Raw genomic sequence first — 23029 nt, 5'->3', positions numbered from 1 at the left:
CAACCGCCATGCCCCACATCCTTATCCTAGAAGACGAAGCCGAAATCGCCGAAATCATCGCCATCGCCCTCAAGCGCGACTGCCACACCAGCCAAATCGCCCCCACCGCCCAAGCCGCCGGCCAGCATCTCGCCCGCGAAGCCTACGACCTACTGCTGCTAGACGTAGGCTTGCCCGACATCAACGGCTTTGACTACCTCAAAACCCTGCGCCACCAACATCCCAGCCTGCCCGTTATCATGCTCACCGCCCAAGACGAAGAAACCGACCGCATCCTCGGGCTGGAACTCGGCGCAGACGACTACATCGGCAAACCGTTCAGCCCGCGCGAACTCAACGCCCGCATCAAAGCCCTGCTGCGCCGCACCCAAAGGCAGCCTGAAAACGAGTGCAGCCAAAACGAGCCCAACCCCAATCCACCACAAGCCCAATGGCAACAATGGCAAGACGACACCCAAGCCCACTGCATCCGCCACCAAGGGCAAGCCCTCCCCCTCACCCTCGGCGAATACCGCCTACTGCGCACCCTCATCGCCCACCCCCAGCGCGTGTACACCCGCGAAGAACTGCTCACCGCCATGTTTGGCAGCAACCACCCCTCCGACCCCCACACCATCAACACCCACATCCGCGCCCTGCGCCAAAAACTGCGCAACGCCCAAATAGACCCCGCCTGCATACACACCCACCACGGCATCGGATACAGCTTCCAATGAGCAAATATTTCAAAAACATCAGCCTGCGCCTGTTTTTCATCCTGCTGGGTATCAGCACCCTGCTCACCGCCCACGCATGGCTCAACCAAAGCCCCCATATCCAAGCCCACATCGCCGCCACCCTCGTTCTGCTGGTCAGCCTTGCCTACTGGCTCGCCCGCAGCATCAACCGCATCCGCCGCTACGCCGAAGCCATGGCAGCCAACCGCACCGCCATCCAGCCCCAATTCGGCGACAGCTATCTCTACCGACTAGTCCACGCCATCGCCCACCTGCGCCAAGAACTCAACCACCGACAACACATAGAAGACTACATCCTCGGGCTCACCCACGAACTCAAAACCCCGCTCACCGCCCAAGCCGCCGCGCTGGAACTGCTGCAAGACAGCCCGCTCACCCTCGAGCAACACCAACTGGTTGCCCGCATCATCCGCAACACCCAAAACCAGCAACAGCTCATCGCCAAGTTATTAGAACTCGCTCGACTGGAAAACAGCGACCAGCTTGCCGCCATCCAACCCGTGCCGCTCGCCTCTCTGTGCCAACAAGCCATCCAAGAGCACCAGCCCGCCGCCCAAGCCAAACACCTCGCGCTACAATTCAACGCCATCGCCCAACCTGTTCTGCAAGGCGACCCCATCCTCCTGCGCCAAGCCATCCACAACCTGCTCGCCAACGCCCTAGACTTCGCCGCCCCGCACACCACCATCCGCATCAGCCTTACCGCCACCGCACTGCACATCGACAACCAAGGCGACCCCATCCCCGACTACGCCCTCGCCAAAATCCCGCAACGCTTCTACTCGCTCCCCCGCGCCAACGGCAGGCGCAGCAGCGGCTTGGGGCTGAGCTTCGTTGCCGAAATCATGCGTCTGCACGGCGGCAGGCTGGCGTTGCAAAACCAAAGCCACGGCGTGCGCGCCAGCCTTATCTTTGCCCACGAATGCCCCTAAGCCCATGCAACAAAAGGCAGCCTGAAAACGGAGAAACTCCTTTTTCAGGCTGCCTATTTCCATCCATCCCCATGCCCGCCCACATTCAGGCAGCCTGAAAATCCCTTTCGCCCGTACACGGCTTGCAAGCAAGCCGTAGCCAGCGCGAGCAACCGTTTTCAGGCTGCCCAACCTTTGCGCCCGCGCCGCGATAAGGCGCAAAGGTAAACGCATCACGAAGGTTTATCGAAGCACAGCCGCCAACGTATTTTTAGCTGCATTAAACTGTGTTTCAGGCTGCCGCAACCCAACCATAGCAGCCTGAAACCACACCCACGCGCCACGCCCAAAAACCAAAAAGGCAGCCTGAAAACGAGAAACCCCGTTTTCAGGCTGCCTATCTATGGTCTATCGGCGCAATGTTAATGCACGTCTTTCCAATATTCTTTCTTCAAGAAATACGACAACGGCAACAGCACCGCCAGCAAGAACATCAGCACGATATAGCCGATTTGTTTGCGCTGCACTTGGGCAGGCTCCGCCATATACGCCATAAAGTTGGTCAAATCACGGGCATAGTTGTTGTAGTCGGTTTCAATAAACTTACCGTCTTTGCTGAACCGCGTGAGCTTGCCTGCGCTTTCCCACTGCAAATCAGGCACCAGCTTGCCGTGCGCGTCTTTTTTCATCACCGGCTGCCCCTTGGCATCCAGTTTCACCGCTTGGATGCCTTGCTCGGCAGCCAAAACGTGCGGCATCGCGGCGTTGGGCAGCACCGTGTTGTTCCAGCCCGTTGGGCGCGTCGGGTCTTTGTAGAAGCCGCGCAGATAGGCGTAGATGTAGTCGTTGCCGCGCGAGCGCGCAATCAGCGTCAAATCAGGCGGCACGGTGCCAAACCATTTTTTCGCATCCTCAGGTTTCATGTGCGCATGCATCACATCGCCCACTTTATCGGTGGTAAACATCAGATTGGCTTTGATTTGGTCTTCGGTCAAACCGATGTCTTTCAAGCGGTTAAAACGCATGGCAGCCGCAGAGTGGCAAGAGAGACAGTTGTTCACAAAAATTTGTGCGCCGCGTTGCAAGCTCACTTGATCGCGCGGGTCAAGCTCAACGTGGGGATAATGCCCGCCGCCCGATGCGCCAGCCATAATGGGTGCTGCCAACAACAGGGCAGCCAAAGTTTTTTTGAATGTAGATTTCATTTTCTCTGCCCTTTAAACGTTAGTTGCAAACAGATACGCGCACACCAATGTGATGCCGACGTAAACGAAGAACATGATTTTTTGCTTCGTCGTGCTCATGGTTACACGTTCCGGAACAGGTTTGTTTTTGTCCAGCTTGGTGTAGAACGGCATGCCCAAGAAGAATGCGAAGTAAACGATAGAGAAAATGCGGGCGAGCAGGGTGCGCGTGTCGGTTGCCACTTGCGCCCCCAAAATGCCCAAGCCGATAAAGGCGATGATAAACAACACCAGTGCGGTTTTGAAAATCGGACCGCGATAGCGAACGGATTTCACTTCGCCACGGTCAAGCCAAGGCAGCAGCGCAATCAAAATCACCGCACCACCCATGCCGATTACGCCCCAAACTTGCGTGCCGGCAAACGAAGGAATGGCGCGCAAAATGGCGTAGAACGGCGTGAAATACCACACGGGCGCGATGTGCGCGGGCGTTACCATCGGGTTGGCCGGGTCAAAGTTCGGCGCTTCTAAGAAGTAGCCGCCGCCTTCAGGCGCAAAGAACAACACGGAGCAGAACACGATAAGGAACACGGCAACGCCCAAGATGTCTTTCACGGTGTAGTAAGGATGGAACGGGATGCCGTCGAGCGGGATGCCGTTTTCATCTTTCAGTTTTTTGATTTCTACGCCATCGGGGTTGTTTGAGCCGACTTCGTGCAGGGCGATTAAGTGGGCAACTACCAAGCCGAGCAATACCAAAGGTACGGCAATCACGTGCAGCGCAAAGAAGCGGTTAAGCGTGGCATCAGATACGTTGAAGTCGCCGCGAATCCAGGTGGACAAATCCGGACCAATCACGGGAATCGCGCTAAACAAGTTAATAATCACTTGCGCGCCCCAAAACGACATTTGCCCCCAAGGCAGCAAGTAGCCCATAAAGGCTTCCGCCATCAAGGCGAGGAAGATGAGCGAGCCGAATATCCACACCAATTCGCGCGGTTTTTTGTATGAGCCGTAAATCAGCCCGCGGAACATATGCAGATACACCACGATAAAGAAGAACGACGCGCCGGTGGAGTGCATATAACGGATAATCCAGCCGCCCGATACGTCGCGCATGATGTATTCCACGGCGGTGAACGCCACGGGGAGGTTGTAGGCGTTGGTGGTGCCGTCCGGTTTGAAGTTCATGGTCAGGAAAATGCCGCTGACGATTTGAATTACCAAAACGAGCAGGGCGAGCGAACCGAAGTAATACCAGAAATTGAAGTTTTTGGGTGCGTAGTATTGCCCGACGTGGTCGTTCCAAAGTTTGGTCAATGGAAAACGCGCGTCCACCCAGTTTAATAAGGCTTTGGTTTTGCTTGTTTGTTGGTTTGACATGATGTACCCCTATTAACTTTCGCCAATCAAAACGACGTTGTCGTTGATGTATTTATATGGCGGGATAACCAAATTGGTGGGCGCGGGAACGCCTGCATACACGCGTCCTGCGAGGTCAAATTTGGAACCGTGGCAAGGGCAGAAAAAGCCGCCTTTCCAGCTTCCGCCGCCCAAGTCTGCCGCGCCCACATCGGGGCGGAATGTGGGCGAGCAGCCTAAATGCGTGCAAATGCCCACGGCCACCCAAAGGTTGGGTTTGAGCGAGCGCGTGGGGTTTTTGCAGTTTTCAGGCTGCTGGTCGGCATTGGATTTGGGGTCGGCTAATTGGCCATCCAACGAGGGCAAGTCTTTAACCTGCTGTTCGGTGCGGTTTAACACGAAAATCGGTTTGCCGCGCCATTCGGCGGTAATCATTTGCCCGGATTCAATTTTGCTGATGTCCACTTCAACAGCAGCACCTGCGGCTTTTGCCTTTTCAGACGGAAACCAGCTTGCCACAAGTGGTGTTGCCACCCCTGCGGCGGCAACTGCGCCTGCCCCGGCGGTGGCAAGCGATAGAAAGCGGCGGCGTCCTTGATTTATTTCTTTATTATCCATTTTTTTTATTCCAAGATTTCGGCGCGGTGGGCAACGTGTAATGCAATGTTGCTTTTCGCGCTTGGAGTGTTAAAAAAGTGCTTTTAAACGTGGGGATTTTAACCGATTTTATGGGGGAGATTGAAGCTGTTTTTTAAGATAGGTTAAGATTGTTTAAGCATGCGGGTTTCAGGCTGCCTTGGGTTTAGGGCGGCGTAGCAAATTGTGCGGCAGGCACGGCTTTTTTTGAGTTGTTGCAAAATGGTTTTGCGGCTGCATCCGTGTTGTGCTGCCGGGTTTGTTTGCCTAGGGTATAAGAAGCCTGCCAAAGTGTTTTGGGATGGAGCCGTTTCCCACCGTTGGATTTTGGTTACATTAACAAATCAGCCCCACCACACGGGGATATAAGCAACCACCCATTCACAAACTTCAAATCAACCACAATCTCAAACTGCGTTTCAGGCAAACCGCGTTTCAGGCTGCCCCAACCGGCCGAAAACAGAAAAAGCAGCCTGAAAATAAACATTCTCATTTTCAGGCTGCCTTTTATTTAGGAAAAAATCCCGCTTTGCGCGCTACGGCATCACTTACTGCGCCATCTCAGATGCCGTGCGCGCTTTGTCGCGCATGGTTTTTTCAAGCGAGGCGGGCAGTTTGCCGGCTTCTTTGGTCAGCGTAATCACCAGCTGCCCGCCATCCGCTTTGGCTTGCACGGCGTCTTTGAATTCGCTGTTGTTGAGTTCCAGTATGCCTTTTTCAAAACTCTGCACGGCTTGTTCAAGTTGGGCATCGTCAATAGGCGTGCCGCTGATGTTCATAAAGGCTTTGTAGCCTTCGCGGATGAATTTTTTGTCAATGCGCACTTCGCCTTGGGCTTTGGTCTGTTTCAACAGCTCTTGGGCTTGCTCGTCCGTCATTTTTTCGCTGACAACATTGGCGGGGAAGCTGCTTTCCCATTGCATGGTGGCTTTGCTGCCGTTGAGCACGATTTGGTTGTCTTTGGATTCAAACGTGCCGCCCGATTGCAACAGCGCTTTGAGAAAATCTTGGAAGGCTTTTTCGCTTTCGGCAGCAGGCACGCAGCGCTGGCTTTGCGCTTTAAACAAGTCAGCCAGAATTTCAAAGGCTTTGGCATCCAGGTCTTTCATGCTCAGGTTGTAGCGGATTTGTTCCAGCTTAACGTGTTGCTGCGGATTGCCTTGCAGGCTGAGATCGCCCAATTTGCTGCTGCTGGTGTACACCAGTTTGCCGTTTTGGATTGCCACATCGGCGCTGCTTTCCAAATTGTTCAGGCTCATTTCAAAGGGGTTGCTGCCTGCCATGGAAAAGGTAACGGATTCCACTTTGCCGCCGGCTTTGCCTGATGCGAGCATGGCGAAGGTGAGCCGGTCGGCTTGGTAGCTGGCGTTTTTGATGGCGCCGTTAAATTTCGGGTCTTTGAGCGTGATGCCGGGGATGTTGATTTTCAGGTTGTGCACTTCCCTGCCGTCTTTGCCGTTTTTGAGCGTGAACGCGGCGGTGATGGGTTCCCATGCAAGCGTGCCGCTGTTTTCGGTGAACGAGTTGGCGGGGATGGTGATTTCGCTGTCGATATTGCCGCTCCATGTGGTTTGGCTGCGGATGTCAAACAGATGGGTTTCTTTTGGGCTGTCGGGGTTTTGGGCGTAGATTTTGGAAACGACGGTGTAGCCCGTTAAGCCGCGGGTGATGGTGTCTTCGCTACGGAAAACGGGGCGGTATTCGGGGTGGCACAAATCGGCGGTGATTTCGCCCGTCCATTTTGCGCTGCCCGATAGCATGCCCATGTTGAATTCGGACACGTTCACTTTAAAGCGTTTGTCTTGCACGTTAAAGCTGTTGTGATACGCGCTTTCCAGTTTTTTGCCGGCCACGATGTTGCCGCCGACTGCGCCAACGAGCGCGATGCCGACTGCGCCGGCTATCAGGGTTTTTTTGTTCATTTGCGGTTTCCTTGTGGTGGGTTAAATGGTTTGGCGGGTGATTAGGCAGCCTGAAAGTCGGGTAAACAGCGTTTTCAGCCTTGCGCTGCGGCAAACCCCTTTAAAGATTTGGACAAAGGGGCAAGCCTGCCTAATCGTCTTCTAAAATCTGCCGCGATTCGCGCTCCAAAAGGGTGATGATGTTGTCAAAATATTGCCGCGGAATGTCTTTGCCAATGCGTTCAAATTCATCCAGCGCATCCAGCAACACATCAACAGGCTCGGCTTCCCAGCCAAACAAATTGCGGTCTAGCTCTGCGCCAATCAGCAAGCCATCGCCCGCCAACATCAAGCACCAGCTTTCCAAAAATTCCGCCAAGCCAAACGCGGCGATTTCATAATCCGCCCATTCCTCGCGGCAACAATCGCGGGCGCGGGCGGCGGATGACCAAAAGCACACCACGCCAACGGGTTCGCCATCCTCGTATTCTTCGTGGGCGGAGGGCAGGAAGGCGTATTGGTCTTGCTGCGGCAATTTGAGCGCGAAAACCTGCTCGTTTTGGCAAATGGTTTGGATGAATTGCTGATAGCGTTTTTCCAGAGTGGCGGTGTTTTGCAGCACGGGGGTTTCCTTGTGATGGTTGGCAGCCTGAAAACGGCTGAAACGCTCGGAATATACTGGATTGCATCAGGTGGGTAAAGAGAGGTGCGCGCAAAATATCAGGCAGCCTGAAAACCCGTTTTCCCGCCCGCGGCGCAAGCGGCAAATTTGCACAAATCAACCGCTGGGCAGCCTGAAATCGGGTACAATCGCCCCCCATTTACCAACCCGAACGAGACACTTCCATGCTAGGCTTTTTTAACAAACTGTTTAAATCAAAAACCCCGGCACCCGAAACCCAAACGCGGCCTGAAAACGAACAAAACAACACACCGACGGCTGCGGAAAATGTGCCCGCCGACCGCACCGCTGCCCCAGCCACGGCAGCCGAGCCCAACACAAGCGACACGCAGCCTGAAAACACAGCGGCCGAAACCGCAGAACAGACCGCAGAACCCGTAGCAGCGCAGGCAACAGAACACAGCGCGCAACCCGAAGCCTCGGCAAACGAAAGCGCAAGCGTTGAAACGGCAGAACCAGAACCCGCAGCGCAAGCGCAGCCTGAAAACGCAGAGCCGTCGCCCGCCGCCCCCGAAAATGAAACCGACGGCACAACCGCAAATGCAGCCGCTGAAAAGGTGGCACAAGGGCAGCCTGAAAACCCTGTCACGCAGCCTGAAACCGAAGCCAACCACCCAACCGAGCCAACCCAATCCCCAACGCAGCCCGAATCCAAACCCGACGCGTTGCAACCCAACCCAAACGAACCGCCCGTTCGCAACTGGACGATGGCCGCCGTTGTCGACAAGCCCAACAGCTGGGCAGGCGCGGCCGAGCCAACGCAGCCCGAAACCGCATCAGCACCAAGCGAAACGCAGCCTGAAACCGTTGCAAGCGAATCAGCCGCCGCCGAAACCGCACCCGTTCGGCAGCCTGAAACACACGAAACCGAACCTGAAACCAAGCCCGGCTGGGCAAGCCGTTTGAAGCAAGGCCTGACCAAATCGCGCAACCACATGGCCAAATCGCTGGCAGGCGTGTTCGGCGGCGGGCAGATAGACGAAGACTTGTACGAAGAGCTGGAAACCGTGCTGCTCACCAGCGACATGGGCATTGAAGCCACCGAGCAGCTGATGCGCGAAGTGCGCGACCGCGTGTCGCTCAAAGGGCTCAAAGACGGCAACGAATTGCGCCAAGCCCTGAAAGACGCGGTGTACGACCTGCTCAAACCGCTGGAACAGCCGCTCGCCATCCCCGAAAACGGCGCGCCGTTTGTGATTATGCTGGCGGGCATCAACGGCGCGGGCAAAACCACCTCCATCGGCAAGCTCGCCAAATATTTCCAAGCGCAGGGCAAATCGGTGATTCTGGCGGCGGGCGACACCTTCCGCGCCGCCGCCCGCGAGCAGCTGCAAGAATGGGGCGAACGCAACGGCGTTACCGTGATTTCGCAAGCCAAAGGCGACAGCGCGGCGGTGTGTTTTGACGCGGTGGAAGCCGCCAAGGCGCGCCAAATCGACATCGTGCTTGCCGACACCGCAGGGCGGCTGCCCACGCAGTTGCACCTGATGGAAGAAATCAAAAAAGTGAAGCGCGTGTTGCAAAAATCCTTGCCCGATGCGCCGCATGAAATCATTGTGGTGCTGGATGCCAACATCGGGCAAAACGCGGTGAACCAAGTGGTCGCTTTTGACGACGCGCTGGGCGTAACCGGCTTAATCGTAACCAAGCTGGACGGCACAGCCAAAGGCGGCGTGCTGGCGGCGCTGGCAAGCAGCCGCGCCATCCCCGTGCGCTATATCGGCGTGGGCGAAAGCATCGACGATTTGCGCCCGTTTAACGCCAAAGATTTTGTGGACGCGCTGCTGGATTAAACCGCCCGCACGCCAAAAGGCAGCCTGAAAACGGATTATTCGTTTTCAGGCTGCTTTTTTGTTGGTGTGTGGAATGGATGTTGTGTGTTGAGATTGCGGCAGCCTGAAAACCGTATTTTGGGTTTCAGGCTGCCTTGTTGTTTAAGTTTGCAGGTCGGATATTGATGCCCGACCTGTCGTTGTTCACCCCTTCGCCGGCGGATAAAAGCCCATCCCCTGCCGCGTGCCGGCGAGCATCGCGGGCGTGTAGCGGTAACGGTCGGTTTGCTGCCAGTCAAAATGCGTGTGAATCTCGGCTTCGCGGCCGTTTGCTATCAGCTCGATCAAATCGGGGTTGAGCATCACGGTTTTGCCCAGCGCGATGAATTCCGCCCAGCCCGTTTCCCAGGCTTGGGCGATGTCGTCGGCGGTGTAGAGTTTGCCCACGCCGATAAAGGGTAAACGCCCGTTAATCCGCTGGTGGATGAGTTTCATACGGTATTCGTCGTTGCCGTCGCGGCGCGCTTTTTTGTAGAAATCCCACAGCGAAACGTGCAGGTATTGCAGCGGTTTGGCAGCGAGCGCGTCCACCAGCGCGAGCGTGTCCGCCATCGTTAAGCCGTCTGCGCCAGGTTCTTCAGGCGAGAAGCGGTAGCCGATGATGAAGTCGGGGCGGTTTTTGCGGCGGCGCATTTCGTCAATCGCGTCGATGACGGCGAGTGGGAAACGGAAGCGGTTTTCGCGGCTGCCGCCCCATTGGTCTTGGCGCAGATTGGTGGCGGCGGAGACGAATTGCTGAATCAGCCAGCCGTTTGCGCCGTGGATTTCCACGCCGTCCAAGCCTGCGTCGAGTGCGAGTTCGGCAGCGCGGGCGAAGTGCTGCACCATTTGCGCCACTTCGGCGCCGCTCATTTCGCGCACGCGCCCGTAGCCGCTGGGGGCGACGGCGCCGAGTCCGCGCGTCATTAGCGGATTGGCGCGGCCGCCTGCGTGGGCGATTTGGGCGACGATTTTCGCGCCTTGTCCGTGCGAAATGGCGGCGTATTCGCGCAGGGTGGGCAGGTGGCTTGCATCAAAAGCGTTGGGCGACGGGAAACCGATGCCGGTCGGATGCACATTGGTAAACGGCATCACAAACAGCCCGAAGCCGCGAAAACGGTCGCGCCAGAAATTACGGGCGGCGTCGGTCAGCCCGCCGTTGGCATCGGATTCGTAAATCGTCAGCGGCGCGACGACAAAGCGGTTTTTGATTGCCACGCCGTTGTTGAGGGTGTACGGCGCAAACATCGGGGCGTAACGCGGGTTCATTTTTGACTCCTTATTTATTTGATTGAATGCCGTCTGAAAAACGGGTTCAGACGGCGTTTGTTGGTTTGGGCAAGCGCGTGAACAAGGTTTCAGGCTGCCTGCGTAACGAAGTGGTAAAGCAAAAAACTTTTACAAAATCCACCGTTCTTTATGGGAAAAAATGCCGTCTGAAAAATGGATTCAGACGGCGTTTAGCATTTCAGGCAGCCTGAAAACGTTTAGCGTCTTTCAATCGGGTCGTATTCGGCAGGCAGCCAAGTGTAGCTGCCGTTGCTTTCGGCACGGATGTGTCCGATGCCGAGGAAGGGCATGTGTGCGCCAGCTATCCAGATTTTACGTGTGGCGGCATCTTTGAGCGCGGCTTGGCGGCTGGCGCGTGCCTGTTTGGGGTCGCTGTCAAACTCAATGGCGATTTCGGGATCAAGCATTTGCAGTGTGTGGTTGTGCATCAAATCGCCCCACACCAGCATGGTTTGTCCTTTTGAAGTGAACTCGATGCCATTGTGCCCAGGCGTATGACCGGGGCTGGGGCGCGAGCGCATTCCGGGTACGACTTCTTCGCCACTCTGATAAAAACGCACTTTACCTGCTTTGGCATAAGGCGCTACGGCTTCACGCGCCAGCGTTGCCAAGCCGCGTACAGGTTCGGGCAATTCGTTGATGTTTTTATCCAGCCAAAAGCCTTTTTCTTGCGCCGCCAATAGCAGCGTGGCGTTTGGGAAAACGCGTTTGCCGTTGCGCGTAAGTCCGCTGATGTGGTCAAAGTGCATATGGGTAGGAATCAGCAAATCGATTTGCTCGGGGCGATAACCTGCGGCTTTTAGGCTGTCCACCAGTCGTCCTGCGTTTTTGCCCATGATGTCCACGCCGCCCACACCGGCATCCAGCAAAATCAAATTGTTACCCGTGTTCACTAAAAAACCAATCACAGCGGTATTCACGCCGCCGTCTGCTTCGCGTAAGCGGAAATTGTCGTTTAGTATTTTGTTCAAATCATCAAGCGAGCGTTGGCTGTATGGTTGGAACAATTTGGGGTCGGTAGACAAAAATCAGTCATACAGCGCGGTTACTTCAAAATCGCCGACCATTTGGCGAAAATAGCCAGGGGCTTGGGTTTTGACTTGTTTGACCTGATTGGGCGCAGGTGTGTAAGCAGGCGCGGCGTGGGCGGAAAAGGCGGCAACCAGCAAAGTGGCGGCAAAAAGTGTGTTGAGTTTTTTCATGGTTTTATCCTTGTTCAAAAATAAAGGGAATGGGGTTTCAGACGGCGTTTCAGGTTGCCTGAAACCCCCAAATCTCACACCGCAAAATGCGGCATCACGTTTTCGGCGAAATCCTGAATGGTTTCCAGCGCGCCGCGCCGTGTGGGTTTCAGGTTGACGGTGATGTGCGCCACGCCGTCGGCTTGCTGTTTTTGCCAGAATTCGACGATGCTTTTGGCGCCGCCGCGCAGGTAGATGTTGTTATAGAACTCGGCGGGGGCGTTGGGGTCTTCCAAGAGTTCGACGAAATTCGCCACGCCAAAGGGTTTCCAGGTTTCGCCGTCGCCCAATTCTTTGAGCGTGTTGACGATGTCGCCCAGTTTTTCGGGGGCGATGCCGTACCAAATCCATGCGTCGCTTTCGCGGGCAATCCATTCCAGCTCTTGGCGGGCGCGGCCAATGGCGAGCATCGGCAAACCGTGTGCGGGTTTGGGCACCAAGTCCAAATTGCCGCTGAATCTGCCGTAGTGTTCGCTATTGAACGCGGGGAATTTTTCCTGCGTCAGGCGGCGGATGATTTGCCACGCTTCGCGGTAGCGTTCGGCGCGGTTGTTGAAATCGGCGGCAAAGGCGGGGTATTCGGTGGGACGGTCGCCGCTGGCCAAGCCGAGCAGGAAGCGGCCGCCGCTGATTTGTTCCGCCGATGCGGCTTCTTTGGCGGTGAGAATCGGCTCGCGCAGGGGCGAAACATAACCCGCCGAGCCGAGCGCAACGTTTTGGGTGAGCGCGGCGAGATAACCCAGCGTTACCGACGGGTCGTAAATCTGCGCGACATCGCCAAAACTCGGGTCGTAAAACGGCACATCGCGCACCCACAGCGTGGCAATGCCGCTTTGGTCGGCGGCTTTTATCACGGTGGCGAAGTCGTCCATTTCGGGCACGGGGCTGTCGGGATAGCCTTTGAATGGCGCAATCAGGCCCAATGTGAGTTTGCCCGGTTGGAAAGTGCGGGCGAAACCGCGATGGTTTTGCAGGCGTTCGGGTAATTTCAGCGCAGTCATTTTTTTGCTCCTTGTGATGTGTTTTTGCACGGGATGAAGTATATTTGTTTTATTCGGGAATGTGCTTCCCTAATCTCGGGCAAGAAAATACCAAATGTAGGTCGGGCATTGATGCCCGACGTTTTTAAATTTACCTGTATTTGTCGGGCATAAATGCCCGATCTGCGCAAGAAAAATTTATGGAACTCAACAATCTCAACGATATGACCGCCTTTGTCGCCAGCGTAAAAAGCGGCTCGTTTACCGCCGCCGCCAAACAACTCGGGCTCACGCGTTCCACCATCGGTAAACGCATCGTCCGCCTTGAAGCGCGGTTGAACGTGCGCCTTTTGCAGCGCAATACGCGCAACCTTGCGCCCACCGACGAAGGGCGGCTGTTTTACGAACGCTGCACCGCCGTGTTGGAAGAGCTGGAAAACGCCGAGCAATGCCTTGCCCAACGCAGCATCGAGCCGCAAGGCCGTCTGAAAATCAGCGCGCCGCTGGTGTTGGGCAAAACCATCTTGCCGCCGCTGTTGGCGGATTTTCTCCACCGCTATCCGCAAACCAGCGTCGAACTCTCACTCACCGACGACTACGCCGACCTGATTTCAGACGGCTACGATCTCGCTCTGCGCAACGGCAACCCGCCCCAATTCGACAGCCTGATCGCCCGCACCGTCGGCAGCCAGCAAATGCTCACCTGCGCCGCCCCAGGCTATCTCGTTCAACACGGCACGCCGCAAAGCCCCGACGATTTGGCACACCACCAATGCCTGCATTTCCTACACGGCGGCCGCGTCAGCCGCTGGCGTTTCCAGCAAAAAGGCAAAGAAACCACCTTCCAAGGCAGCGGACGCTTCAGCGCCGACAACGGCGAAGCCCTGCTGGAACTCGCGCTGTCCGCATTCGGCATCGTGCAGCTGCCGCATTATCTGGTGCAAACCGCCCTCGATGCAGGCAGCCTGAAAAGCGTTTTATCCGATTTCCAACCCAAACCCGTGCCCGTGATGGCGGTGTACCCCAGCCGCAAACAGCTCTCGCCCAAAGTGCGGGCGTTGGTGGATATGATGGGGGAAGCGTGGGGGAAGGCCGTCTGAAAACGGAAAAAGCAGCCTGAAAACCCGTTTCAGGCTGCCGCAAACATTTGAACGCAGCAGTTTGCCCAACCGTCAGCCAAAGCCAGCAAAGGTAGCCTGAAAAACGGGGAATTCAAACATACGCCGTCTGAAAATCTGCTTTGGGATTTTCAGACGGCGTTTTTGATTTTCAGGCTGCCTTTTGCGCATCCGCCATGCTAATCGTTTGCACCAATACCAACAATCGCAACCACCGCGCATCATCATCTCACCCCAAACCACCTACCCAATCCCCCCCCAAAACGCAAAAAACTTCCCCATCGCCCCGCCACCCTTTAAACTCCCCCCATCCATCACCTCCATCAGGAGCCACCCATGAGCGCAGCACATCATCACAACGACCACAGCCATGTTCACACTTCCAACAAAAAAGTGCTGGCGGTATCTTTTGTCATCATCGCAGGCTATATGCTGGTGGAAATCATCGGCGGGCTGCTAACAGGCTCGCTGGCGCTGCTTTCGGATGCAGGGCATATGTTTTCCGATGCGCTAGCGCTGGGCTTGGCGCTGGTGGCGTTTAAATTTGGCGAAAAAGCCGTGAACGCCCGCCAAACCTTTGGCTACAAGCGGGCGGAGATTTTGTTTGCGCTGTTCAACGGGCTCACGCTGATTGCCATCGCCGTGTTCATTATTATTGAAGCGGTGGAGCGCTTTAAGCAGCCGCCCGAAATCGCAGGCGCAGGGATGCTGGCGGTGAGCGTGCTGGGGCTGCTGGTGAACATGGTGGTGGCGTGGTATATGCTGCGCCACAGCGACACCGAAGGCAATCTCAACATGAAAAGCGCGTATTTACACGTTCTCGGCGATTTGCTCGGCTCGCTGGGCGCGATTGTGGCGGCGTTGCTGCTGATGGCGTTTGGCTGGAAACTGGCGGATCCGATTGTGAGCCTGCTGGTGTCGCTGCTGATTGCACACAGCGGGCTGGGCGTGCTGAAAAACACCCTGCATATTTTGATGCAAGGCGCGCCCCAACATATAGACCAAGCCGCGCTAGCGGACGAAATCCGCGCCGTGCCACAGGTGTTGGGCGTGCACGATTTGCATGTGTGGACGCTCACCAGCAACCGCCATCTGTTTTCCGCCCATCTGGTGTTGGACGGCGGCATGACCGTTGGCGAAGCGCAAAGCGTGCGTCAAGCGGTGGAGCGCTTAATCCAAGCCAAAGGCATCGCGCACGTTACCTTGCAGCTGGACGCGCAAAACCATCAGCACGGCGAGGATTTGTATTGCAACGGCGATGAAAGCGAGGCGCACGGGCATCATCACGAACACGGGCAGCGGCATTGAAACCAAGGGGCGGCGGTTAGGCAAAGCCGTTTGCAGCATAAAAGGCAGCCTGAAAGCATACAATGGCTTTCAGGCTGCCTTTTGTGTGGGCGAATGGGTGTGCAATCCGCATTGGCGGGCAAAGCGCGGCAAAGGGTTTCGCCGACCGTTTTCAGGTTTCAGGCTGCCTCGCCCACATACGGGTTGAACTGTTTTTCATGCCCGATGGTGGTGGTGCGGGCGTGGCCGGGGATAACGAGCGTGTCGTTCGGCAGCCTGAAAAGTTTGTTGCGGATGTTGTCCAGCAAATCCTGATGATTGCCGCGCGGAAAATCGGTGCGTCCGATGCTCTCGTAAAACAACACATCGCCCGCCAGCAGCAGCTTGGCGGCGGCGCAGTAAAACACCACTTGCCCCGGAGTATGCCCAGGAATGTGCAACACTTGAAACGTGAATTGCCCAACGCTCAGCGTATCGCCATCGTGCAGCCAGCGCGTGGGCGCAAACACAGGGCAAACGGGAAAGCCGTAAGACGCGGTGGTTTCAGGCAGCGCATCCAGCAAAAATTGGTCATCAGGATGCGGCCCGATAACGGGCACATTTTGCCGTTCCAACAGCATGGGCACGCCGCCTGCGTGGTCAAGATGCCCGTGCGTGAGCCAGATGGCGTTCAGTTTCAGGCTGCGTTTGTTCACTTCGGCGAGCAGATGTTCGGCATCGCCGCCCACGTCTACCAACACCGCATCGCGCGTTTCATCGTCCCACAGCAGCGAGCAGTTTTGGCGAAACGCGGTTACGGGCATGATTTGAATTTGCAATGCCATAAGCGCTCCTTAGGCAAGGGGATTTTTGCGCGGGCGGCCGCGGCGGCGGGGCAGGTTGGTGGTTTCGCTGCTGTTTTGCTGCGCGGCGGTGGGCGCGGTGGTTTTCAGGCTGCCTTGGGCGGCGTTGCTGGTGTTGCCATTGTTTGCATGATTGGCGGCATGGCTTTTGCCTGCGTTATTGCTGCCGCGCATCAGGTCAAAAAAGTCGGCGTTGTTTTTGGTTTGCTTGATTTTGTCTAACAAAAATTCCGCAGCTTCCACATCGTCCATCGGATGAATTACGCGGCGCAGCATCCACATCCGTTGCAATTGGTCGGCGGGGACGATTAACTCTTCGCGGCGCGTGCCCGATTTGTTGATGTTGATGGCGGGGAATACGCGCTTTTCGGCAAGGCGGCGGTCTAGGCTGAGTTCCATGTTGCCCGTGCCTTTAAATTCTTCAAAAATCACATCGTCCATGCGGCTGCCTGTTTCCACCAGCGCGGTGGCGATGATGGTGAGCGAGCCGCCTTCTTCCACGTTGCGCGCCGCGCCAAAGAAGCGTTTGGGGCGATGCAGCGCGTGCGCATCCACGCCACCTGTAAGCACTTTGCCCGACATCGGCACCACAGTGTTATACGCGCGGGCAAGGCGGGTGATGCTGTCCAGCAGAATAATCACGTCTTTTTTGTGTTCCACCATGCGCTTGGCTTTTTCAATCACCATTTCGGCTACTTGCACATGGCATTGCGCGGGCTCATCAAAGGTGGAAGCCACCACTTCGCCGCGCACCGAACGCAGCATTTCGGTTACTTCTTCGGGGCGCTCGTCAATCAGCAGCACAATCAGTTCGGCATCGGGATAATTGGCGGTGATGGCGTGGGCGATGTTTTGCAGCATCACAGTTTTGCCTGTTTTGGGCGGCGCAACCAGCAAGGCGCGTTGCCCGAAACCGATGGGAGAAATCAGGTCGATAATCCGCCCCGTGATGTTTTCGCTGGATTGATTATCGCGCTCCAATTTAAGCTGGCGATTGGGGAACAGCGGGGTAAGGTTTTCAAACAAAATTTTATGGCGACTGCTTTCGGGGTGGTCGCCGTTCACGCTGTCTAGCCGCACCAGCGCGAAGTATTTTTCATCGTTTTTGGGCACGCGCACGGTGCCTTCAATGGTGTCGCCCGTGTGCAAATTAAAACGGCGAATTTGCTGCGGCGAAACGTAAATATCATCGGGGTTGGCAAGATAGGATGTGGCGGCGTTGCGTAAAAAGCCGTAGCCATCGGGCAGCACTTCCAGCGTGCCCGAGCAGATGAATTCTTGCCCGTTTTGAATCAGCTCGCGCACAATTTGGAAAACAAGGTCTTGTTTTCGCAAGCGGTTTGCGCCGTCAATGCCCATTCTTTCGGCTTGTTCTAGGAGTTCCGTTATGTGTTTGGTTTGGAGTTCGGTAACGTGCATGGTGTTGGGATTGTTTGTGAATAAAGGATGGGCAGCCTGAAAAACGAGGTTGCGCTGCCGCGTGGTTGAAAATATTGGGTAATGGGAAAAGTGCCTGAGACGGCGTAGAACTTTGAAACGCGCGGATTTTAGGGGCTGGGCGGGGGTGTTGTCAAATTGGGCGAATGTAAAAAATCGGGCTGGGGCAGCCTGAAAATTTGTTGGGCAGGATGGGGCAAACTGGTTATGTAAACAAATGTGAAGTGTAGTAGAATGTAGTTGAAACAAACTTTCAGGCTGCTTGATGTGTGTCATGTTGTAAATTACAAGGCAGCCTGAAAATATTAGGGAGCGGGTTATGTGGAAATTTTTGTGGCTTGTGTTGGTTATCGCGGCGTGGCTGGCTTGGCTGCGCAATAACAGTATGTCGTCGGCGCGGTTTTTGTATGAAAGCGTGAAAAGCAATCCGAAAACGCACGAATGGCTGCGGCAGAATGTGTCGGGCAATCGCATCAATGATTTGGTGGCGATACGGCAGCGGTTTGGTTTGTCGTTGCGCTATGCGAAAGAATTGCTGGATGAGTTTCAGGCGCGGCGCTAGCGCGCCAAACACAGCAGGCAGCCTGAAATCGGATAACAAAGGGAAAACAGAATGAGCTTTTTAGAGCATTTTTTGGATAGGGAGCAGCAAAAGCCCGAGGTGCTGGCGGTGCGACAGGCGGCGAAAACGCGCATTTTTGAAGTGCAGGAAGTGGATTTGCGCTTTGCCAACGGGGCGGAGCGCACGTATGAGCGTTTAACGCCGTCGCGCAAGCCGGCGGTGATGGTGCTGCCGGTTGAAAACGGCGAGTTGATTATGGTGCGCGAGTATGCGGTCGGTCCCGAGCGGTATGAATTAACTTGCGTGAAGGGTTTGATTGACGCGGGCGAAACGCCCGAGCAGGCGGCGCGGCGCGAGTTGCAGGAGGAAATCGGGCTGGCGGCGGCAACACTTACCCCGCTGCGTGCGCTGTATTCGTCGCCCAGCCATATGTTCGGGCTGATGCACGTTTTTATCGCGGAGGATTTGCGCGCGTCCAAATTGGAGGGCGACGAGCCTGAGCCGCTGGTGCCCGTGCGCGTGCCGTTGGCGCAATTGAACGCGCTGATTGACGATGAGGCGCTGGGCAATTCGCAAACCTTGGCGGCGTTGATGTTGTTGCAGCGCAAGCGCCCTGAGCTTTTTCAGGCTGCCTGACAGATTGTAATCAAATGGAAGAGGTCATCATGTTAAGCAAGATTAGTGAGAGTTTGGATTCGTTGTCGAACGCGGAGCGCAAGGTGGCGGAATGCGCGCTGTCGGAGCCCAAATGGTTTGTGCACGCGGCGGTGGCGGAAATCGCGGAGCAGGCGCAGGTGTCGCAGCCCACGGTGATTCGTTTTTGCCGTAGCTTGGGCTACAAGGGGCTGCCTGAATTCAAACTCGCGCTCTCTGCCAGCATCAGCCAAAACGGTTTGCCGTTTGTGCACGCCGAATTGAACACCGACGACAACATGGGCGACGTGATGGAAAAAGTGTTGGGCAACACCGCCGCCGCGTTGCTCGGCGCCCGCCGCAGTTTGGACGAAAACGAGCTGGAAAACGCGATTGCCATGCTGTCGCACGCGCGGCGCATTGAGTTTTACGGCGTGGGCAATTCGGGCATTGTGGCGCAGGATGCGCAGCATAAGTTTTTCCGCTTCGGCGTGTCTACCGTGGCGTATTCGGACACGCATATCCAGCTGATGGCGGCGGTGCTCACGGCGCAGGATGTGCTGGTGGTGATTTCCAATTCGGGCTCGTCGATTGAGCTTTTGGATGCGGTGAGCATTGCCAAGGAAAACGGCGCGAAAGTGATTGTGATTACCCGCGCGGGCAGCCCGCTGGCGCAGTTTGCCGATTGCGAATTGGCGCTGGCGGCGCAGGAAGACGCGCACCGTTATTCGCCGATGGTGTCGCGCTCGTTGCAGCTGGCGGTGATAGACATCTTGGCGATTGGCTTGGCGTTGCGCTTGGGCGAAACCGCTTCGTTGCAGTTGGAAAAAGGCAAGCGCAGCATTTTGAGCCACCGCGTGCACGACTGATGCGCGGCATGGTTTCAGGCTGCCTACTGATGAAACAGAGCAGGCAGCCTGAAAACCGAACAGAGCGCATCGCCCGTGCGCCATAAGGCAGCCTGAAACGAGATTTTCCGCTTTCAGGCTGCCGTTTCATTTCATCCAAAGGCAGCCTGAAAATCACTATAATCCCCTCTCTTCCCCTTAACGCAAAGGAAAACAAATGACTGCTCCCACCCACCTCCCCGCATGGCAAGCCCTGCAACAAGACTACGAACAAACCCAATCCGTCCAAATGCGCGACCAATTCGCCCAAGACCCCGAGCGCGCCAACCGCTATTGGCTGGAAGTGGGCGGCCTGGCGGTGGATTTTTCCAAAAACCGCATCAACGACCAAATCATCGCCGACCTCGTTGCCCTAGCCGAGCAGGCGGGGCTGCCCGAGCGCATTGAGCAAATGTATCGCGGCGAAAAAATCAACGAAACCGAAAACCGCGCCGTGCTGCACGTTGCCCTGCGCAACCGCAGCAACACGCCGATTAAGGTGGACGGCAAAGACGTGATGCCCGAAGTGAACCACGTTTTGCGCAAAATGGGCGATTTCACCCGCGCTGTGCGCAGCGGCGAATGGCTGGGCTACACCAACCAAGTCATCACCGATGTGGTCAATATCGGCATCGGCGGCTCCGATTTGGGGCCGCTGATGATGTGCACCGCGCTGAAAAACTTCGGGCATCCGCGCCTGAATATGCATTTCGTTTCCAATGTGGACGGCACGCAAATGCGCGACGTGCTGGAAAAAGTCCACCCCGAAACCACGCTGTTCATCATCGCATCCAAAACGTTCACCACCCAAGAAACGCTCACCAACGCCCACACCGCGCGCGATTGGTTCTTGCAGGCAGGCAGCGAAAAAGACATCGCCAAGCACTTTGTCGCCATTTCCACCAACCAAAAAGCCGTTGCCGAATTCGGCATCGACACCGAGCATATGTTTGAATTTTGGGATTGGGTGGGCGGACGATACAGCCTGTGGTCGGCCATCGGCTTGCCCATCATGCTGTATTTGGGCGAGGAAAACTTTATTGAATTGCTGGAAGGCGCGCACCTGATGGACCAACACTTCCGCAACGCGCCGCTGTCGCGCAACCTACCCGCGCTGATGGGGCTAATCGGCATTTGGTACATCAATTTCTACGGCGGCGGCAGCCACGTTATCGCGCCTTACGACCAGCACCTGCACCGCCTGCCCAAATACATCCAGCAGCTAGACATGGAATCCAACGGCAAGCAAGTGCAAATGGACGGCACGCCCGTCGCCACCGAAACCGGTCCGATTATCTGGGGCGAAACGGGCATCAATGGGCAGCATGCCTTTTTCCAACTGCTGCACCAAGGCACGCACATCACGCCCATAGACCTCATCGCCAGCTTGGAAAAACGCAGCAATCTGCCCGGGCATCACGAAATCCTGCTCAGCAACGTGTTCGCCCAAGCCGAAGCCTTTATGCGCGGCAAAACGTCTGCCGAAGCCCGCGCCGAACTGCAAGCGCAAGGCGTGCCCGCCGAGCATATCGAAGCGCTTGTGCCGCATAAAACGTTCAGCGGCAACCGCCCCACCAACGTTATCCTGCTGGATAAAATCACCCCGCGCAACATGGGCAGCCTGATTGCCATGTATGAACACAAGGTCTTCACCCAAGGCGTGATTTGGGGCATCAACAGCTTTGACCAATGGGGCGTGGAGCTGGGCAAACAGCTTGCCAAAACCATTCTCGCCGAGCTGACGGGCGCAATCGACCCGCAACTGCACGATGCTTCCACCAGCAAACTGGTGCGCTTGTATCGCAAAGCCAACTGCGAAGCGGACGGCACGTGCGCGCTGTTCCAATAGCTTGCTCTTGCCGACTTGCGGATAAAAAGGCAGCCTGAAGCGGGAAATACCGTTTCAGGCTGCCTTTGTGTGATGGTTGGGCGGATTGGGCGTTCGGCATCGTTTTCAGGCTGCCGTTGCACCACCTGCAACCAATGGAGCGTCGGCGGCTCGCCGATGTTGCCAACCGGTAAAGCCTCGTTGCATACATCATTTGGCAACGAGCCGCCGCTCCATTTTAAGATTTCAGGCTGCCGTTGCATCGTTAGGCAGCCTGAAAACCATTTAGCCCGTAAGCTGTTTGCTAATCAATTTTTTCAACGGCGGCAAATTATTGCTCACGCGCAACACCGCCCCGCGCAGCAACTTCGCAGGCGCGCTGTCGTTGGTAAAGAACGACACCATCGCGTTCGTGCCGTGATACAGCGGGCGCGTGTGCAATTGATGCTTCACGTTATACATCTCCAACACGTCTTTAGACGCAATATCCTTGCCCTTCGCATCCGCCTGCAACACTTGTTTTGCCAGAATCTCCGTGCTTTCCAAGCCCAAATTCCAGCCATGCGCGGTAACAGGGTGCATCCCCACCGCCGCATCGCCCACCAAAGCGCAGCGCGTGCCCACAAACGTGCTCGCGTGCGCCCCCACCAGCGGATAATGATGCACCGTGCCCGCAATCTCCATCTCGCCCAAGCGCCCGTTCAGCATTTTTTGCGCTTCCGCCGTCAAGGCTTCGGGCGACAAATCCAATAATTCATGCGCCTTAGTATTCGTAATCGTGATCACACAATTGGTCAAATGCTCTTCCAGCGGCAGCAGCGCCAGCGTGCGCCCGTAAAAGAAACACTCGCTTGCCGTGTGCTGGTTGGAAATCGTGTGTTTCGTGCGGAACACAATCACCGTGCGCCCAAAATCGTGCATATCTGCCGCAATGCCCAGCTGCCGCCGCGTTTGCGAAAAGCGACTGTCCGCCGCAATTAACAGCCGCGCCGTAATCGTATCGCCATTTTCCAGCTCAACCAGCGCACGGTTCTCGTTCGTCTCCACGCTTTTCACGCCCACGCCGCAACGCAGTTCCACATTCTCACATTCCGCCACTTCCTCATACGCCGCGCGGCGAATATTGTGATTAGAAATCAAATTGCCCAAGCGGTCGGCCTCCCCGCCGCGCGCCTTGCTCGGCTGCGGAAAATGTAGCGTGTAATCGCTCGTGCCGTTAAACACCTTCGCATCGCGCAAACGGTAAATCTCGTTTTCAGGAATGCGCTGCCACATGCCCAAACGCTGCATAATCTCGCGCGACAAATGTGTCAGCGCAATCTCGCGCCCGTCATACGGCGGATTTTGCAACGTCTCCAATGGCGCTTTCTCAATAATCGTTACCCGCAAACGGCTGTCTTTCAACTGCCGCGCAAAAGCCAACCCAGCAGGGCCACCGCCCACAATCAAAATATCAGTATCCATGATGTTTCCTTAATATCAGAGAATAGGGAATAAAACAGAACAAGCAGCCCGCCCATCAAAGGCAGCCTGAAAACCATGTTACCCACCTTTTCAGGCTGCCCTACGCTGCCAACAGTCCAAAAAAAACCTATTGTACTATTTAAAATAAACAATCGCTAACGCAACCTAAAAATTTTTTGCCCAATTCAAAACCACCCCGCCACACGGCAATATTGTAACCAAAAAGCCAGCCATTC

General features: G+C 56.0%; 22 protein-coding genes. 10 read left to right on the top strand and 12 right to left on the bottom strand.

The genetic code is table 11. The annotated features are described in order from the left end of the window. The first annotated feature begins 8 nt into the window (after positions 1-8). The gene (locus H3L93_RS11900) at positions 9-716 is read left to right on the top strand and encodes a response regulator (RefSeq protein WP_003795836.1); all 708 of its coding nucleotides are present in this window, start codon (positions 9-11) and stop codon (positions 714-716) included. Then, positions 713-1669: an ATP-binding protein gene (locus H3L93_RS11895; protein ID WP_003795840.1), complete on the top strand. Its 957-nt coding sequence runs from the start codon at positions 713-715 to the stop codon at positions 1667-1669. Before H3L93_RS11900 ends, H3L93_RS11895 begins: the two co-directional genes overlap by 4 nt. 401 nt (positions 1670-2070) lie before the next feature. On the opposite strand, the gene H3L93_RS11890 is transcribed toward H3L93_RS11895, so the two are convergent. From H3L93_RS11890 to H3L93_RS11870, 5 genes are all read right to left on the bottom strand, one after another. Then, positions 2071-2853, bottom strand: a complete 783-nt coding sequence (locus tag H3L93_RS11890; protein ID WP_003795842.1) for a cytochrome c1 — start codon at positions 2851-2853, stop codon at positions 2071-2073. 12 nt (positions 2854-2865) lie between these two features. Next, the gene (locus H3L93_RS11885) at positions 2866-4215 is read right to left on the bottom strand and encodes a cytochrome b (RefSeq protein ID WP_003795844.1); all 1350 of its coding nucleotides are present in this window, start codon (positions 4213-4215) and stop codon (positions 2866-2868) included. Between the two features lie 12 nt (positions 4216-4227). Further along, a complete protein-coding gene (petA, locus tag H3L93_RS11880; protein WP_003795846.1) occupies positions 4228-4812 on the bottom strand; it encodes a ubiquinol-cytochrome c reductase iron-sulfur subunit in 585 nt (194 codons plus the stop codon). 566 nt (positions 4813-5378) lie between these two features. Next, positions 5379-6752, bottom strand: coding sequence for a DUF945 family protein (locus H3L93_RS11875; protein WP_003795852.1), 1374 nt, complete (start codon positions 6750-6752; stop codon positions 5379-5381). A gap of 130 nt (positions 6753-6882) precedes the next feature. Next, positions 6883-7353: a DUF2750 domain-containing protein gene (locus H3L93_RS11870; protein ID WP_003795854.1), complete on the bottom strand. Its 471-nt coding sequence runs from the start codon at positions 7351-7353 to the stop codon at positions 6883-6885. A 224-nt stretch (positions 7354-7577) separates the two neighbouring features. On the opposite strand from H3L93_RS11870, the gene ftsY reads away from it, so the two are divergent. Beyond that, a complete protein-coding gene (gene ftsY / locus H3L93_RS11865; RefSeq protein ID WP_003795857.1) occupies positions 7578-9206 on the top strand; it encodes a signal recognition particle-docking protein FtsY in 1629 nt (542 codons plus the stop codon). A 183-nt stretch (positions 9207-9389) separates the two neighbouring features. On the opposite strand, the gene H3L93_RS11860 is transcribed toward ftsY, so the two are convergent. The 4 genes from H3L93_RS11860 to H3L93_RS11845 all read right to left on the bottom strand — a co-directional run bounded on the left by H3L93_RS11860 (position 9390) and on the right by H3L93_RS11845 (position 12756). Continuing rightward, positions 9390-10493, bottom strand: a complete 1104-nt coding sequence (locus H3L93_RS11860) for an NADH-dependent flavin oxidoreductase (protein WP_003795859.1) — start codon at positions 10491-10493, stop codon at positions 9390-9392. A 218-nt stretch (positions 10494-10711) separates the two neighbouring features. Further along, positions 10712-11539 (bottom strand): MBL fold metallo-hydrolase, encoded by an 828-nt coding sequence (locus tag H3L93_RS11855; protein WP_003795862.1) that lies wholly within the window; start codon positions 11537-11539, stop codon positions 10712-10714. A gap of 3 nt (positions 11540-11542) precedes the next feature. After that, positions 11543-11716: a hypothetical protein gene (locus H3L93_RS11850; protein WP_003742239.1), complete on the bottom strand. Its 174-nt coding sequence runs from the start codon at positions 11714-11716 to the stop codon at positions 11543-11545. 74 nt (positions 11717-11790) lie between these two features. Then, the gene (locus tag H3L93_RS11845; protein WP_003795865.1) at positions 11791-12756 is read right to left on the bottom strand and encodes a TIGR03571 family LLM class oxidoreductase; all 966 of its coding nucleotides are present in this window, start codon (positions 12754-12756) and stop codon (positions 11791-11793) included. A gap of 179 nt (positions 12757-12935) precedes the next feature. Here H3L93_RS11845 and H3L93_RS11840 point away from each other — a divergent pair, with 179 nt between their 5' ends. From H3L93_RS11840 to H3L93_RS11830, 3 genes are all read left to right on the top strand, one after another. Beyond that, the gene (locus H3L93_RS11840) at positions 12936-13835 is read left to right on the top strand and encodes a LysR family transcriptional regulator (RefSeq protein WP_003775711.1); all 900 of its coding nucleotides are present in this window, start codon (positions 12936-12938) and stop codon (positions 13833-13835) included. A gap of 354 nt (positions 13836-14189) precedes the next feature. Continuing rightward, positions 14190-15161, top strand: coding sequence for a cation diffusion facilitator family transporter (locus tag H3L93_RS11835; RefSeq protein WP_040558514.1), 972 nt, complete (start codon positions 14190-14192; stop codon positions 15159-15161). Continuing rightward, the gene (locus tag H3L93_RS11830) at positions 15112-15348 is read left to right on the top strand and encodes a hypothetical protein (RefSeq protein WP_155803128.1); all 237 of its coding nucleotides are present in this window, start codon (positions 15112-15114) and stop codon (positions 15346-15348) included. Before H3L93_RS11835 ends, H3L93_RS11830 begins: the two co-directional genes overlap by 50 nt. Here the strand turns inward: H3L93_RS11830 and H3L93_RS11825 are convergent. After that, positions 15320-15964 carry an MBL fold metallo-hydrolase gene (locus H3L93_RS11825; protein WP_003795871.1) on the bottom strand — a complete coding sequence of 215 codons (645 nt, stop codon included), beginning with the start codon at positions 15962-15964 and terminating at the stop codon, positions 15320-15322. The two genes, H3L93_RS11830 and H3L93_RS11825, sit on opposite strands and share 29 nt — an antisense overlap. Positions 15965-15973: 9 nt before the next feature. Further along, on the bottom strand, positions 15974-17401 hold the full coding sequence (rho, locus tag H3L93_RS11820; protein ID WP_003795875.1) for a transcription termination factor Rho: 1428 nt from the start codon (positions 17399-17401) through the stop codon (positions 15974-15976). A gap of 337 nt (positions 17402-17738) precedes the next feature. On the opposite strand from rho, the gene H3L93_RS11815 reads away from it, so the two are divergent. From H3L93_RS11815 to pgi, 4 genes are all read left to right on the top strand, one after another. Further along, positions 17739-17981 carry a hypothetical protein gene (locus tag H3L93_RS11815; RefSeq protein ID WP_003795876.1) on the top strand — a complete coding sequence of 81 codons (243 nt, stop codon included), beginning with the start codon at positions 17739-17741 and terminating at the stop codon, positions 17979-17981. A 51-nt stretch (positions 17982-18032) separates the two neighbouring features. After that, positions 18033-18617, top strand: coding sequence for an ADP compounds hydrolase NudE (gene nudE / locus H3L93_RS11810; RefSeq protein WP_003795880.1), 585 nt, complete (start codon positions 18033-18035; stop codon positions 18615-18617). A gap of 29 nt (positions 18618-18646) precedes the next feature. Continuing rightward, the gene (locus H3L93_RS11805) at positions 18647-19483 is read left to right on the top strand and encodes a MurR/RpiR family transcriptional regulator (protein WP_040558816.1); all 837 of its coding nucleotides are present in this window, start codon (positions 18647-18649) and stop codon (positions 19481-19483) included. Positions 19484-19679: 196 nt separating this feature from the next. Continuing rightward, entirely contained in the window at positions 19680-21350 is a 1671-nt protein-coding gene (gene pgi / locus H3L93_RS11800; protein WP_003795884.1) for a glucose-6-phosphate isomerase, read from the top strand. A gap of 264 nt (positions 21351-21614) precedes the next feature. On the opposite strand, the gene ubiM is transcribed toward pgi, so the two are convergent. Beyond that, on the bottom strand, positions 21615-22793 hold the full coding sequence (gene ubiM, locus H3L93_RS11795; RefSeq protein WP_003795886.1) for a 5-demethoxyubiquinol-8 5-hydroxylase UbiM: 1179 nt from the start codon (positions 22791-22793) through the stop codon (positions 21615-21617). Positions 22794-23029: the final 236 nt, after the last annotated feature.

This window comes from Kingella oralis (assembly GCF_014054985.1).
In the GTDB taxonomy this organism is placed as follows: Bacteria; Pseudomonadota; Gammaproteobacteria; order Burkholderiales; family Neisseriaceae; genus Kingella_B; species Kingella_B oralis.
This window is presented reverse-complemented; position numbering and strand designations above follow the sequence as displayed.